Source organism: Bacillus sp. SN1 (genome assembly GCF_002796895.1).
Taxonomy (GTDB): Bacteria; Bacillota; Bacilli; order Bacillales; family Bacillaceae; genus Bacillus; species Bacillus inaquosorum.
Window position 1 is genome coordinate 324,052 of record NZ_PHIE01000002.1, and the last position, 13,269, is coordinate 337,320.

The 13,269-nt window shown below is 46.7% G+C and carries 15 protein-coding genes and 3 pseudogenes; 16 read left to right on the plus strand and 2 right to left on the minus strand.

Translation table 11 applies throughout. From position 1 onward, the window contains the following. The first annotated feature begins 27 nt into the window (after nt 1–27). From CVV77_RS10355 to CVV77_RS10375, 5 genes are all read left to right on the plus strand, one after another. On the plus strand, nt 28–366 hold the full coding sequence (locus CVV77_RS10355; RefSeq protein ID WP_088111853.1) for a PadR family transcriptional regulator: 339 nt from the start codon (nt 28–30) through the stop codon (nt 364–366). Next, nucleotides 359–994: a permease prefix domain 1-containing protein gene (locus CVV77_RS10360; protein WP_088111854.1), complete on the plus strand. Its 636-nt coding sequence runs from the start codon at nt 359–361 to the stop codon at nt 992–994. Before CVV77_RS10355 ends, CVV77_RS10360 begins: the two co-directional genes overlap by 8 nt. Nucleotides 995–1,041: 47 nt before the next feature. Next, nucleotides 1,042–1,575: a hypothetical protein gene (locus CVV77_RS10365; RefSeq protein ID WP_100275341.1), complete on the plus strand. Its 534-nt coding sequence runs from the start codon at nt 1,042–1,044 to the stop codon at nt 1,573–1,575. Between the two features lie 89 nt (nt 1,576–1,664). Continuing rightward, nucleotides 1,665–2,471 carry a glycosyltransferase family 2 protein gene (locus tag CVV77_RS10370; RefSeq protein WP_019259810.1) on the plus strand — a complete coding sequence of 269 codons (807 nt, stop codon included), beginning with the start codon at nt 1,665–1,667 and terminating at the stop codon, nt 2,469–2,471. 14 nt (nt 2,472–2,485) lie between these two features. Continuing rightward, nucleotides 2,486–3,163, plus strand: coding sequence for a uracil-DNA glycosylase (locus tag CVV77_RS10375; protein WP_003235999.1), 678 nt, complete (start codon nt 2,486–2,488; stop codon nt 3,161–3,163). A 24-nt stretch (nt 3,164–3,187) separates the two neighbouring features. Here CVV77_RS10375 and CVV77_RS10380 read toward each other — a convergent pair whose 3' ends face one another. Beyond that, a complete protein-coding gene (locus tag CVV77_RS10380; protein ID WP_100275342.1) occupies nt 3,188–4,558 on the minus strand; it encodes an aldehyde dehydrogenase in 1,371 nt (456 codons plus the stop codon). Nucleotides 4,559–4,724: 166 nt separating this feature from the next. On the opposite strand from CVV77_RS10380, the gene CVV77_RS10385 reads away from it, so the two are divergent. From CVV77_RS10385 to CVV77_RS10395, 3 genes are all read left to right on the plus strand, one after another. Further along, nucleotides 4,725–5,042, plus strand: a complete 318-nt coding sequence (locus CVV77_RS10385; protein WP_084993966.1) for a YwdI family protein — start codon at nt 4,725–4,727, stop codon at nt 5,040–5,042. Between the two features lie 19 nt (nt 5,043–5,061). Next, the gene (locus tag CVV77_RS10390; RefSeq protein ID WP_100275343.1) at nt 5,062–6,384 is read left to right on the plus strand and encodes a purine/pyrimidine permease; all 1,323 of its coding nucleotides are present in this window, start codon (nt 5,062–5,064) and stop codon (nt 6,382–6,384) included. 61 nt (nt 6,385–6,445) lie between these two features. After that, nucleotides 6,446–6,817, plus strand: a complete 372-nt coding sequence (locus CVV77_RS10395) for a DUF423 domain-containing protein (protein ID WP_003227446.1) — start codon at nt 6,446–6,448, stop codon at nt 6,815–6,817. Nucleotides 6,818–6,860: 43 nt separating this feature from the next. On the opposite strand, the gene gerQ is transcribed toward CVV77_RS10395, so the two are convergent. Next, nucleotides 6,861–7,397: a spore coat protein GerQ gene (gene gerQ, locus CVV77_RS10400; protein ID WP_100275344.1), complete on the minus strand. Its 537-nt coding sequence runs from the start codon at nt 7,395–7,397 to the stop codon at nt 6,861–6,863. Between the two features lie 318 nt (nt 7,398–7,715). Between gerQ and spsA the strand changes: the two genes are divergently transcribed. The 8 genes and pseudogenes from spsA (at nt 7,716) to rfbB (ending at nt 13,256) form a co-directional block, all read left to right on the plus strand. After that, entirely contained in the window at nt 7,716–8,486 is a 771-nt protein-coding gene (gene spsA / locus CVV77_RS10410) for a spore coat dTDP-glycosyltransferase SpsA (protein WP_019259805.1), read from the plus strand. A gap of 4 nt (nt 8,487–8,490) precedes the next feature. Continuing rightward, the gene (locus CVV77_RS10415; protein WP_100275345.1) at nt 8,491–9,915 is read left to right on the plus strand and encodes a CDP-glycerol glycerophosphotransferase family protein; all 1,425 of its coding nucleotides are present in this window, start codon (nt 8,491–8,493) and stop codon (nt 9,913–9,915) included. A gap of 126 nt (nt 9,916–10,041) precedes the next feature. Continuing rightward, nucleotides 10,042–10,288 (plus strand): annotated as a pseudogene (locus CVV77_RS22165) (DegT/DnrJ/EryC1/StrS family aminotransferase); the annotation flags it as partial. Then, nucleotides 10,276–11,145, plus strand: a complete 870-nt coding sequence (locus CVV77_RS10425) for a GNAT family N-acetyltransferase (RefSeq protein ID WP_019259803.1) — start codon at nt 10,276–10,278, stop codon at nt 11,143–11,145. The pseudogene CVV77_RS22165 and the gene CVV77_RS10425, both read left to right, overlap by 13 nt. A 25-nt stretch (nt 11,146–11,170) precedes the next feature. Beyond that, nucleotides 11,171–11,246, plus strand: a pseudogene (locus tag CVV77_RS22685) (hypothetical protein); the annotation flags it as partial. Further along, a pseudogene (locus CVV77_RS22690) lies at nt 11,236–11,421 on the plus strand (PseG/SpsG family protein); the annotation flags it as partial. The pseudogenes CVV77_RS22685 and CVV77_RS22690, both read left to right, overlap by 11 nt. Nucleotides 11,422–11,568: 147 nt before the next feature. Further along, the gene (locus tag CVV77_RS10435; RefSeq protein ID WP_100275346.1) at nt 11,569–12,309 is read left to right on the plus strand and encodes a sugar phosphate nucleotidyltransferase; all 741 of its coding nucleotides are present in this window, start codon (nt 11,569–11,571) and stop codon (nt 12,307–12,309) included. After that, the gene (rfbB, locus tag CVV77_RS10440; RefSeq protein ID WP_019259801.1) at nt 12,309–13,256 is read left to right on the plus strand and encodes a dTDP-glucose 4,6-dehydratase; all 948 of its coding nucleotides are present in this window, start codon (nt 12,309–12,311) and stop codon (nt 13,254–13,256) included. The genes CVV77_RS10435 and rfbB overlap by 1 nt, the downstream gene beginning before the upstream one ends. Nucleotides 13,257–13,269 lie beyond the last annotated feature (13 nt).

Sequence of the window (13,269 nt, forward strand, 5' to 3'; positions counted from 1 at the left end):
ATAAGAAAACTAGGTAGGGGTTTTGTGATGTTAAATCGTGAGCTGGTGAAGGGCAGCACTGTTATATTGGTATTGACGCTTCTGAACGAGCGTCCGATGTACGGCTATGAGCTTGTCAAAGAAATGGGAAGCCGCAGCGGAAATGAACTGCAGATGAAAGAAGGGACCTTGTATCCTTCTCTTCACAAGCTTGAACGCCAAGGGTTTATTTCTTCATATTGGGAGAAGCAGGAGAAAGGACCGGACCGTAAATACTACCGGATTACAGATGAAGGCAAAGAGGTGCTGGCGGAACGCACGAAGGAATGGAGCGTATTTTCCGCTATGATGGACCGAATGCTGAAACGGGGCGGGCAGAATGGATAAAGAAACGTATTTATATGAAATCAAAAATGGACTTAAAGGGCTTCCAGAAGGAGAGACGATGGTAGAAGAGATTGAGAACCATATTGAACATCATTTGTTCCACTCTTTTCAGGAAGGGAAGAGTGAAGAGGAAGCTATGCAGACTTTAATGCAGGCGTTTGGAACACCAGCTGACATTGTTTCTTCGTTTAAGAAAGAACAGCCTGTAACGTTCCGTGCGTTTTTAATGTTCCATCTTTTCTTTAACAGCGCACTATTCGCAGTCGGTATCGCCATTACGATGATGTATGTCAGGATTGAATCACCCATTGTTCATGCAGTATGGAAAGGCATTTCTGTTTCTGTGTGGTTAATCTTAGCTGCATATATCATCTACTGGGTGCTGATTGGGTATCAAGGGGTGAGGGAGTTTGGAAAACGCGGAGAACAGCTTGTTTTACATACGATTCTGATCTGCATGGTGCCAAACGTCATTTTTATGCTTGTTTTTCTATTTCATGTGATTCCTGTTGCGCTGTTTCAATCCTTGCTGACACCTTGGTTTGTCGGAACTTGTGCTTGTGCAACGCTGTTATTTCCGTTATTCGGCCGAATGGGCTGTTATATTGGCAGGCGTCAGCTTGCCTGATTTTTTAGGTATATACATAGAATTCCTATGTAAGGAAGGTGTATGTTGTGAAAATTAGCTCTTGTCTATATGGTTTTGTAGCTCATGGGGCAGTATTTTTGTTTACGGGCGGCTGCATGCTCTTGGCTATGTTAGCCAGCTTGCCTTTTGTTTTTCTGCTTGATCGGCTGCCTGATGTCGCATTTACAGCCGGTGCCATTTTTATGCTGTTATGTTCATATGCTTACGTCTGGTTTTGGGCGGTCCGGTTTGCGTATAACCAAAAAATGCGTCTGTTCGAGGTTCAATTGGGGTCCTTTGTGTTGCTGGCCATCATGATATCTTTGTTTTTATTAGATGGATCCAGTATGAAAGACATCGTAAGGAATTGGGACGATGCAGGCTGTGCTTTTGTTCCGCCGGCTTTTACATTTTTGTGTCTTTCTTATGCGCTGGTGCTGCTTCCAGTCTATCAATCAAAGCTGTGGCATCTCATCCTTCCGAATGGCGTCCGGCTGAAAGATCTTTTTCATGTCCTAGGAGATCTGATATTGATCATGGTGCTTTTGATCGGAGCCACTTTGCTGTTTCTATCATTTTAGCATCCTGTTTCAGTAGGATATTCCCACTGATCTCCCGTCCAATATATGTTTTAATAGTACATGACTATGAAAATGAGAAGGAGAGCATCATGAAGATTTCTATCGTAATTGTGACCTATAATCGGATTCCGGCTTTGTGTGAGCTTCTGGAGTCGATTTCGCAGCAGACCATGAAGCCGTATGAAATCATTATTGTGAATGATGCCGGGGAATCGGTCGTGCCGGTCAAAGCACTGTATCCGGAGCTGCCGATTGCTGTCATCAATTTAGAAAAGAACTCGGGGCATGTGGCTGCGAGAAATGCCGGTGTAAAAGAGGCGTCTGGCGATTGCATTATGCTTTGTGATGACGATGATTTCTTTACGCCGGGACATGTGGAGAGAATGGCGAAGGAAATGGAAACGGCCGATTTCGTTCATTCTGATGCGGAAATTGTTTCGTTTGAAGAGAAAAACGGAACAAGATATCCAGTTTCGCGAAAGCTGTTTGCTTATACCGCTGACTATGAGGATATGAGAGTGTTCTCTACATACGTGCCGTCGGGCAGCATGTACAGACGTTTTCTGCATGATGAAATCGGGTATTTCGATGCTGATGTGCACAATTATTGGGACTGGGATTTTTATTTGCGCGCGGCGAAGGAGTACCGGGTGAAGCGTGTCCCTTGCGCCAGTGTGATTTATGCCTTCAGTGACGCGGGAGACAATCAGTCCGCGGACCTTGGCGCCAAGCGGAAACAATATTTGGACCGTTTAAGTGAAAAGCACGGACTCGGGGAACTGCCGACGAAAAACTTTGCCGTCCTGCTTGAAGAGCCTGATATGAAAAGACGGGAAGCAAAAAGTGAAATCGTTTGGGATGGCAAGCCTGTCTATTCCAGGCTTCATCGTTCGTAAGGGAGGCCTGAATCTTGAAACAGCTTTTACAGGACAGCTGGTGGAATCAGCTGAAGGAAGAGTTTGAGAAACCGTATTATCAAGAGCTCAGAGAAATGCTGAAGCGGGAATACGCGGAGCAAACGATATATCCGGACAGCCGGGATATTTTTAATGCGCTGCATTATACTTCATACGATGATGTCAAGGTGGTGATACTCGGCCAAGATCCGTATCACGGGCCTGGACAGGCTCAAGGTTTGAGCTTCTCCGTAAAGCCGGGTGTGAAGCAGCCGCCTTCATTAAAAAATATCTTTCTTGAGCTGCAGCAGGACATCGGATGCAGCATCCCGAATCACGGGTCGCTTGTCAGCTGGGCAGAGCAAGGAGTTCTTTTGCTGAATACTGTGCTGACAGTAAGGCGCGGACAGGCGAATTCCCATAAGGGAAAAGGCTGGGAGCGTCTGACGGACCGAATGATTGACGTGCTGAATGAAAGGGAGCGGCCGGTGATCTTTATTTTGTGGGGCCGGCATGCCCAAATGAAAAAAGAACGGATCGACACGTCCAAGCATTTTATCATTGAATCGACGCACCCCAGCCCGTTTTCGGCAAGGAACGGATTTTTCGGAAGCAGACCGTTTTCCCGGGCGAATGCGTTCTTGGAGAAAATGGGAGAGGCACCGATTGATTGGTGTATAAAGGATTTGTAAAAAGCGCAGATACTCTGCGCTTTTTTATTTAAGTATCCTCCGAATCATTCGCAGGCCGTTTTGGGAGGAAGGATAACGAAAAGCGAAGTCGAAGCGGTTCGTTTGTTTGACGACGCTTTTTTTGTGTGTAAATGTGTTAAAGCTGTCAAATCCGTGATAGCTGCCGATGCCGCTTTCTCCGACGCCTCCGAATGGCAAATACGGTGTCGCGACGTGCATTAACGTATCATTGACACAGCCGCCGCCAAATGACAGATTCTCTAAAACAGCCCGCTCGATTTCTGGGTTTGTAGTGAAGACATACAAGGCGAGCGGCTTTGGGCGCGACTGGATTTTCTCGATGACTTCGCCGATATCGCTGTATGTAAACAGCGGAAGAATCGGCCCGAAAATCTCCTCCTGCATCACAGGAGAGTCATCTTTCACTTGATCAAGAATTGTCGGCGCTATTTTGTGGTGATCAGGATCAGATTGTCCGCCTGTGAGCGGGACGCCATCATTCAGAAAGCTGAGCAGCCGCTGATAGTGGCGCTCACTGACGATTTTGCCGTATTGCGGATTCTGTTCGGGCTGAGGGCCGTAAAAATCACTGATCGCACGCTTCATTTCTTCTGTGAGCTTCGTTTTGATGTCTTCGTGGACAAATAAATAATCCGGTGCGATGCAGGTTTGTCCCGCATTTGTGAATTTCCCGAAGACAATGCGTTTGGCGGCAAGTTGTATGTCAGCATCCTTATGGACAATGCAGGGGCTTTTGCCGCCGAGCTCCAAGGTGACGGGAACTAATTGTTTGGCGGCGGCCTCCATAACGATTTTTCCGACGGCAACGCTGCCGGTGAAGAAAATATAGTCAAAGGGCTGCTGTAATAATGCTGTGCTGATGTCGGGCCCGCCTTCCGCCATAGTGACATAATCACTCGGAAAAACGCTGCTGATGAGCTTGGAAAGAACAGCGGAAACAGCCGGCGTATATTCTGATGGCTTGAGAACGACTGTGTTCCCGGCCGCAATGGCGCCAATCAAGGGAGAAAGCGCCAGCTGCAAGGGATAGTTCCAAGGTGCGATCACCAAAACAGTTCCATACGGCTCAGGGATAATGATGCTTTTGGAGCCTAGATGGCTCAGCGGTGTTTTGACACGTTTGGGCTTGGCCCATTTTCTCAGCCGTTTCATCACGAAGCTGATTTCCTCCAACACGATTCCGATTTCTGTCGTGTATGCCTCCTGTTCGGATTTGTGAAGATCCTGATAGAGAGCGGCTGTTAGATCGGCTTCATGTGTTTTGATGGTTTGTTTCAGCTTCTGCAACATGTTTAGTCTCGATTCGAGCGGTCTCGTATGCCCCGCCGCAAAATAGGCTTTGTGCTTGCTGACGATAGAGGGGATGCTGTTCATTCCGTTTCTCCTTTTTTGTAAGGTATGGTGATTTATTATGTGAAAAATCTCTTCTGCTTGTCAAATGCACAAGGTTTGTCAGAAAAAATAATAAACTCATATCTGCGTTTACGGCAGGAATTTGATAAAATGCAGGAAGACGAATTTATTTTTTGGAGGGTTCTTGATGAACATTCACATATCTGCTTTGATTCAAAAGATGGAAGAGGAGCTGAAAAAAGCAAAGGCGGCTGAACGTGATGAGGAGCTGAAGCGTTACGTAGCGGTTGTCCGTTCTTTGTGTGATGTCGTGCTGGATCAGCCGGAGGCCGCGAGCGCGCCCCGCATACAGCCGAGCATCACGCCGAGTCCTGCCGCGCCGCCATCGACAGACCAGCTGATGATGGAAAAAATGATGGGAAGCGCGGGATTAAATAAATATCGAAAGCAGGAAAAAGAGAAGAAGGAAGAGGATGGAAACGGAGAGTCTTTATTTGATTTTTAATAAGAAAGGTTGAGCTCACGTGAAATTGGTTCTTGGCGCTCTGCAATGGACAGCGTTTATCATTGCTGCGGCGATTGTTGTTCCGGTGGCGGTTGCCCAGTCGTTTCATCTGGATCACTCCGATTCTGCGAGATTGATCCAAAGCACTTTTTTTGTACTGGGAATTGCCGCCGTCATTCAGTGTTTGAAAGGCCACAGACTGCCGATCAACGAGAGCCCCGCCGGTTTGTGGTGGGGAGTGTACACGATCTACGGCGGGCTGACGGGAACTGTATTTGCGACATATGGGGATACATTGCGCGGTTTGCAGGGAGCTCTTCTTGTAAGCGCTGTATGTTTCTTTTTGTTAAGTGTCTTCAAGGTCATTGACCGGCTTGCCGCCTTGTTTACCCCGGTTGTGACCGGCGTCTATTTATTGCTGCTTGTGATGCAGCTGAGTCAGCCGATTATAAAAGGAATTCTCGGAATCGGCTATCGAAAAGACAGTGTGGACGGTCTTGTATTTGTCCTGGCGCTTGTTGTTGTCGCCGCCGCCTTTATGATGACAAATTCGAACATTATGTTTTTGAAACAATATTCTATTTTATTGGCCCTGTTCGGCGGGTGGGTGCTGTTTGCGGCTGCCGGAGCGGCAAAGCCGATTGAAATGCCGGATCGGCTGTTTCAGCTGCCTTCCCTGTTTCCTTTTGGGACCCCGTTATTTAACAGCGGCCTGGTCATCACCTCAATTTTTATTACCATCTTGCTGATTGTGAATATGCTGGCGAGCATGAAGGTTGTGGACATCGCTGTGAAAAAATTCGGCAAAAAGCCTGATGAACAGCATCACGAACGCCAAGCCGGTTTTGCCGCCTCATTCAGCCATCTGCTGAGCGGTTTGACGGGAGCCATTGCCCCGGTTCCGATTTCGGGAGCCGCGGGTTTTATTGAGACGACTAAAATGCCTTCTAAAAAACCTTTTATGATCGGCAGCATTCTGGTTGTCGCGATCAGTGTGATCCCGTTTTTTATGAATGCGTTTGCGAGCCTGCCATCACCTGTTGGGTTTGCGGTGAACTTTGTTGTGTTCTCCGCAATGGGCGGCTTGGCCTTTGCGGAATTTGATTCATATGAGAAAGCAGAACTGAAAAGGGTGCGGTCTGTGATCGGCATCTCGCTGCTGACAGGGGTCGGTATCATGTTTGTTCCTGAAACTGCATTAAAGGGTTTGCATCCGGTATTTATTTCTCTATTAAGCAACGGGCTTGTATTAGGAACGCTTGCTGCAATAGCGGCAGACCAGTTTCAGCTTTGGCGCAGGAGAAAATCCGACAATCTCGTGTCATCGGAGAACAAAGATTGAATTTTGGTACAGGTGCGATAAGATAAATGATATGAGTTTAACGAAAAGGCGGGAGAGATAGATGAAAGTTTTTATCATATTAGGGGCCATTAACGCCCTGCTTGCCGTGGGACTCGGAGCATTTGGCGCTCACGGATTAGAAGGGAAAATTCCTGATAAATATCTTCAGGTTTGGCACACAGGTGTGCAGTATCATATGTATCACGCTCTAGGGCTTTTCGTTGTCGCGTTTCTGGCCGATAAATTATCCGGCATAGGCAGTGTCACGACAGCGGGCTGGCTGATGTTTGCGGGAATTGTACTGTTTTCCGGAAGCTTATATATTCTTAGTGTAACGCAAATCTCCATCCTCGGGGCCATTACCCCGCTCGGCGGTGTGGCATTTATTATTTCTTGGATTATGATCGTTGTCGCAGCCGTCAAATATCTATAAACAAAAAAGCCAATCCTCATCAAATGAGTGATTGGCTTTTTCTTTATCTTGGCGAATAGGACGCCATGGAATATGGATACGTATACGCAATCTCTTCATCAAATGTAATGTAATCGAGGTAGATTGTCAGGAGCAGGTAGCGTGTTCCTGATTTCGGATCGCTGAGGATAATGTGATCCCGGCCCGCAGCCTCGATGACGCCGCGGAAGATCTTTGAGCCCCATTCCTTGCTGTTTTCAAAAGTCATATAGATGGTCGCCGTTTTTCCCCTGTTCAGGCGCAAAATGTTCTCAATGTATGATTCCTCTACAGGCAGCATACCGGGAACGCTTTGGCCCGGCGCTGACGGTGTCGGCCCCGAGGGAATTTGAAACCCGCCGCCCTGCTGCTGGCCGGGGAATCCGAAGCCTTGCTGTCCCTGTTGCCCCTGCTGCATTGGCATCATTTGCTGCATTCCCATCGTCTGCATTTGTGGGCCTTGGCCTTGCTGCGGGTATGGATTGGCGCCGAATTGAGGCTGATACACCTGCATATTATCATATGCCTGCATTTGCTGATATTGATTTTTTTTCGGTTTCATATCGTTCCTCCTTTTTATGAAAACCATTCAGGACATGTTCCGGATGTATAGATGAACGCTCCGCGATGACTCACCTCCGATGGAAACGATCTTAGTCGCTGGTGCAATTTTTATCTCTTTCACCTTATGAGGCTGATGCTTGGAATATGCGGAAAAAGAACAGTGGACAGCACAGATTTCGACCTGGGCAGCCGCTGTTTTTTATAGACATACACAAACTTTTCGCATATTGGTTTGTATTCCTAGCGCAACTTGCGAATAAGCAACATAAGATAACGTTAGTTTCAGGTGTGAAGTTTCAAGAAGGAGGTGTAGGATTTGCCGAAAGTGTCAGTCATTATGACAAGCTATAACAAAAGTGATTATGTGGCAAAGTCCATTTCTAGCATACTCTCACAAACCTTTTCAGATTTTGAATTGTTTATTATGGATGACAACTCCAATGAAGAGACGCTGAATGTAATCCGTCCTTTTTTGAATGATAACCGAGTGCGTTTTTATCAAAGCGATGTATCTGGAGTGAAGGAAAGAACGGAAAAAACGAGATACGCGGCGCTGATCAATCAGGCGATTGAGATGGCGGAGGGTGAATATATCACCTATGCGACGGATGATAACATCTATATGCCGGACCGCCTCCTGAAAATGGTGCGGGAGCTCGATGCTCATCCTGAAAAGGCTGTGATTTACTCAGCCTCCAAAACCTATCATTTAAACGAGCATCGCGATATTGTAAAAGAAACTGTCAGGCCTGCCGCTCAAGTGACGTGGAACGCGCCGTGCGCCATCGATCATTGCTCGGTGATGCACAGATACTCGGTGCTTGAGAAGGTGAAGGAAAGGTTTGGCTCCTATTGGGATGAAAGCCCGGCATTTTACCGGATCGGTGATGCCCGCTTCTTTTGGAGAGTCAATCATTTTTATCCATTTTACCCGCTGGCCGAGGAGCTGGATCTAAATTATATTACCGACCAATCGATTCACTTTCAGCTGTTTGAATCAGAAAAAAATGAATTCGTCCGGAACCTTCCTCCGCAGCGCAATTGCCGCGAACTGCGTGAATCATTAAAAAAGCTTGGAATGGGGTGAGAGTTTGTCGGCCTATTTAAGCAATTATTGGGTGCTGTACAGGAAGTATGTGGAGCTTTTTGACGGACTTCGCTACAAGGGGATTCCTCTTGGGCTTATCAGTAATTTTTATCAATACATCAGCCCTGAGCTGCGAGTGATGATGGAAGAAGAACCGGAGTTATTCGGACCGGTGGATCAGTATGTCGATGAAGGACAAATTCAGCCGTTTTTTAATGAAAAAATACAAAGTATGGTCAAAACAAATGATGAACCTGTTAAGGGGAAAGTCATTTTGCATTTTGATTACCTGCGTTTTTCAAACGAAAATTACTATCAATTTGATCCTGAAAAAACAGCTGTTTTGGCCAGATGGAGTTTGCCGGATTATTGTGATCTGCCTGTCATTAGCAAGCGTGAACTTGCGGAATCATGCCAAAAAGGCGATCCGAAGCCGTATCTCGAAACAGCCGTTTCGATTCTCGCCGCTTTTGATGACCACCCGGCATTCGGTGATCAAGCATTTCGCGACAGGCTTTTCAAAGATATTCCTTTATTTATGGAGGCCATTGATGCGGTTAATGCGCTGTTTGAGCAGGAGAAGATTTCGGCCGTTGTCGTCGGAACGGCAGAAGACATTTACAGCAGGGTGCTCGCGCTCATGTGTGAAAGGAGAGGGGCCGTCAGCATTTGTCTTCAGCATGGCGCGTTGATGGGAGATGAAGCCTTCATTCCTGTTTTTACAACCTATCAAGCCGTTTTTGGTGCGTATGAAGCGGAGTGGTATATACGAAAAGGCTGTAAACCCGAGCAGATTCTTATAACGGGACATCCCCGCTTCGATCAGATTTTTAACAGAACCCCTATGGACATGTCCACATTCTATCGAAAACTCGCTTTTCATCCGTCTAAAAAAATCGTGCTCATTGCGACCCAGCCCTTTTCAGATGATTTTTATTCCGGTGTGCTAGAAGGGCTTTCTGATCAGAAACAGTTGCAAATTATCATCAAACCCCATCCTTGGGAAATCGGAAAAAACAAGCTTGATCTGTATTACGCCGCGGCGAAAAAACATAAAGCATGCAGAGTCATCAAAAAGGAGCTTGATCTGTATGATTTGCTTCCGTATACTAACGCGGCAGTGACGCAAACCTCAACAGTCGGACTTGAAGCCATGCTGTTTCAAAAGCCTGTGCTGATCGGGAAATCATCCGGAAACCGCACGTATCCGTACTATGAATCTCTTGGTGATTTTATGTTTGATCAGCCGGATGAACTGGCGCGCACCTTGACTGAGGTTCTTCGAAGTCCCGCCGTGCACCAAAAAGCAGAAGAGGCGCGTCTGGCTTTTTTAGAAGCCAATTATCCGGTGGTAGAATCAACAAACGCTCTATTTGCTGAACTGAAAGCCAAAACAGGGGTTGATTACAGGCGGGAAGATATTGAATAAAGCGATAGGCGCGCAAGACATCAGCAAGGAAGAAATTCAGGAGGTCGCAGAAACGCTGGAATCGGGATGGCTCTTCAAAATCTCGAAGGTTCAGCAATTTGAAAAAGAGTTTGCCGCCAGGCATTTATATATGTTTTGCAAGTTGATAAAAAACAGGCAGATAGCACGCGCAGCGTTCATTTTATCCCAGTGCATATTCATCCGTATGATCAAAAGCGATTCGGGTTTAAGGAAGCGGACCTCCCGATCGCCATGAATGACTATAAACGAACCCTGTCACTCCCTCTATCCATCAAAGTCGGACGAAGATGTACAGGATGTCATTGAAGCTGAGCGGGATATCGAAAAGGGGCTGGTTAAGTGTATACGGTAAAAGAAAATGTCTCCAAAGAGGCGATTGAGGAATTTCTCCAAAGCAGGCAGCTTACACTGGACGTTCCGTATCAATTTTCCCTCGGCCTTTTTGAAAACAGCAGGCTCCAAGGCGTCTTGCTTTACGAAGATTCTCTGTGGGAAAGCCGGATGCTTCATAAGAAAGTCATGAACGTCAAACTTCTTGCGGCAAACAGCACTGGGCAGCTGAAGAGGCTGTTTCAAGCCTTTTATTCTGTACGGCAAATGGATGAAACTGATTTTATCTTTGTTCGTGTTCCGGCTGAAGATATCGGAGCGGCGCATGTGATACAGCAGCAGCCATCCTCTTACTTTGTCGGCAGTTTGCTTAAGCTGGCAAAGCCCCCGTCTTTTTATGACAAAACACCGCCATTTTTTGAACTGGGCCCGCCTGAGCCCGGAGACACAGAAGCGATATGTGAGCTGGCCCGAGACTCGTTTACAAAAAGCAGATATTTTCAAGATCCTCATCTCAGCCGCGAAGCAGCAAACAAGATCTTTCAGGAGTGGACACGAAACAATCTCAATGGAAGGGCGGCATTCAATATTGCCGCTAAGCACAATGGCGAGGTCATCGGCTATCTTCAATGCCTGTCAAGAGGCGATGAATGTATTCTCGATTTGATGGCTGTGAAGCCGGGATTTGAAGGAAAACGTATCGCGTTTCATTTATTGGCGAATTTTATAGAACAACCGGAGACCCAGAAGCATAAGACGGTAACAGCGGGGACGCAGCTTCACAATGTAAGGGCGATCCGCCTTTATGAAAGAATGGGCTTCACAGCTGAACAATCGTATTACTATTATCATATTTGGCCGGGCAAGGAAGCGAAATAATGGCAGAGTTTCAGATTGAAACACTGTGGGCAAAAACGCTCCTGTATTTATAATTGCCGAGGCTGGAATGCCAGGCTTTTGCGATGATTGATGCAGCGGCACGAATTTATTCTCCGGGAAATAAAAAGCAAGAAACTTGATCTGCTTTTGTTTAATATACTCGGCGCGCCCGTGATCTGTAAAGGAAAATAAAGGCGGAAACAGATGTGAATAACTGATTCATCAACGGAATTTACGGCAATATCAGAAGCAGGAAACACCCGCATCTATGAAGGATAGGATTATCTTATTCTTCACCCGCCTTCCAGGCTGCAAGAAATTTTAAAATCTGGCGCAGCCGATCAAGTCCTCAAGCGGGTATCAGCTATTCTTCAAGATTTGTATGATCAAAAGGTATAAAAATGCATGTAAGGAAGTGTTAATGTGAAAGGTGTTATTTTAGCCGGAGGAAACGGCTCACGCCTTATGCCCTTAACCAAAGCCGTCAACAAGCATTTGCTTCCTGTAGGCCCGTATCCGATGATTTACTGGTCGATTATGAAGCTGGAGGAAGCCGGAATAAAAGACATTTTACTCATCAGCCAAAAAGAGCATATGCCGCAATTTTATAAACTGCTTGGGAACGGGGAAGAGCTTGGCGTCACAATCACTTATCAGGTTCAGCCAGCCGCATCGGGCATTTCGGATGGGCTGTCTTATGCAAAACGCTTTACGAAAAAAGAGCCTTTTATTTTATTATTAGGTGATAATATATTCGAAGATTCATTAAAGCCTTTTACGGAGCGCTTTGAACAGCAGAGAAAAGGAGCAAAGGTGCTGCTGAAAGAAGTTGATGATCCGGAACGCTTCGGGATTGCTGAGATTGATGAGAAAAACAAGCGGATTCGTTCCATTATCGAGAAGCCCGCACACCCGCTGACCAACCTTTGTGTGACTGGCATTTATATGTATGATGCGGAGGTTTTTTCGTATATTGAACAAATATCACCGTCAAAGCGCGGCGAGCTGGAAATCACCGATGTGAATAATCTATACATCGAAAACAGCCAGCTTACGTATGATGTGTTATCAGGCTGGTGGGTCGATGCCGGAACTCACGAATCGCTTCATCTCGCCTCCCAGCTTGTACACAAGGCTTTACAGAAAGGACAGGACGAAAAGTGATGGCAAAATCATATTTAATTACGGGCGGGGCCGGCTTCATCGGGCTCACGTTTACAAAGCTCATGCTGAAGGAAACGGAGGCGCGCATTACCGTTTTAGATAAACTGACGTACGCCAGCCACCCGGACGAAATGGAAACATTAAAGGAAAACAGCCGATTTCGCTTTATAAAAGGGGATATCAGCGTTCAGGAGGATATCGACCAGGCGTTTGATGAGACCTATGACGGCGTGATTCACTTCGCTGCGGAATCGCATGTGGACAGAAGCATTTCCCAAGCGGAGCCGTTTATCACCACCAATGTCATGGGGACATATCGATTGGCGGAAGCGGTCCTGCGGGGAAAAGCCAAGAAGCTGATTCATATTTCAACAGATGAGGTGTACGGGGATTTAGAAGCTGATGATCCCGCGTTTACTGAAACGACGCCGCTTTCTCCTAATAACCCTTATTCAGCCAGCAAGGCAAGCTCTGATTTGCTCGTGTTATCGTATGTGAAAACCCACAAGCTTCCGGCCATTATTACACGATGCAGCAACAATTACGGCCCCTATCAGCACAGCGAAAAAATGATACCGACGATTATCCGCCACGCGAAGCAAGGGCTTCCGGTTCCGCTGTATGGCGATGGGCTTCAGATCCGAGACTGGCTGTTTGCGGAGGATCATTGCCGTGCCATCAAGCTGATCTTAGAAAAAGGAACTGACGGCGAGGTGTATAACATCGGCGGCGGAAATGAACGCACGAATAAAGAGCTGGCGAGCATCATCATGAAGCAACTGGGCTGTGAGGAATTGTTCGCCCACGTGGAAGACCGAAAAGGGCATGACCGGCGCTATGCGATCAATGCATCAAAGCTGAAAAACGAACTGGGCTGGCGGCAGGAAGTGCCGTTTGAAGAAGGCATTGCGCATACGATTCGCTGGTATACAGACAATGACCGATGAGAAGGTGATCCGA

Coding starts and splice junctions, on each gene's coding strand:
- CVV77_RS10355 (WP_088111853.1), top strand. CDS start 28: ATGTTAAATCGTGAGCTGGTGAAGGGCAGCACTGTTATATTGGTATTG.
- CVV77_RS10385 (WP_084993966.1), top strand. CDS start 4,725: ATGAACATTCACATATCTGCTTTGATTCAAAAGATGGAAGAGGAGCTG.
- CVV77_RS10380 (WP_100275342.1), bottom strand. CDS start 4,558: ATGAACAGCATCCCCTCTATCGTCAGCAAGCACAAAGCCTATTTTGCG.
- CVV77_RS10395 (WP_003227446.1), top strand. CDS start 6,446: ATGAAAGTTTTTATCATATTAGGGGCCATTAACGCCCTGCTTGCCGTG.
- CVV77_RS10370 (WP_019259810.1), top strand. CDS start 1,665: ATGAAGATTTCTATCGTAATTGTGACCTATAATCGGATTCCGGCTTTG.
- rfbB (WP_019259801.1), top strand. CDS start 12,309: ATGGCAAAATCATATTTAATTACGGGCGGGGCCGGCTTCATCGGGCTC.
- gerQ (WP_100275344.1), bottom strand. CDS start 7,397: ATGAAACCGAAAAAAAATCAATATCAGCAAATGCAGGCATATGATAAT.
- CVV77_RS10360 (WP_088111854.1), top strand. CDS start 359: ATGGATAAAGAAACGTATTTATATGAAATCAAAAATGGACTTAAAGGG.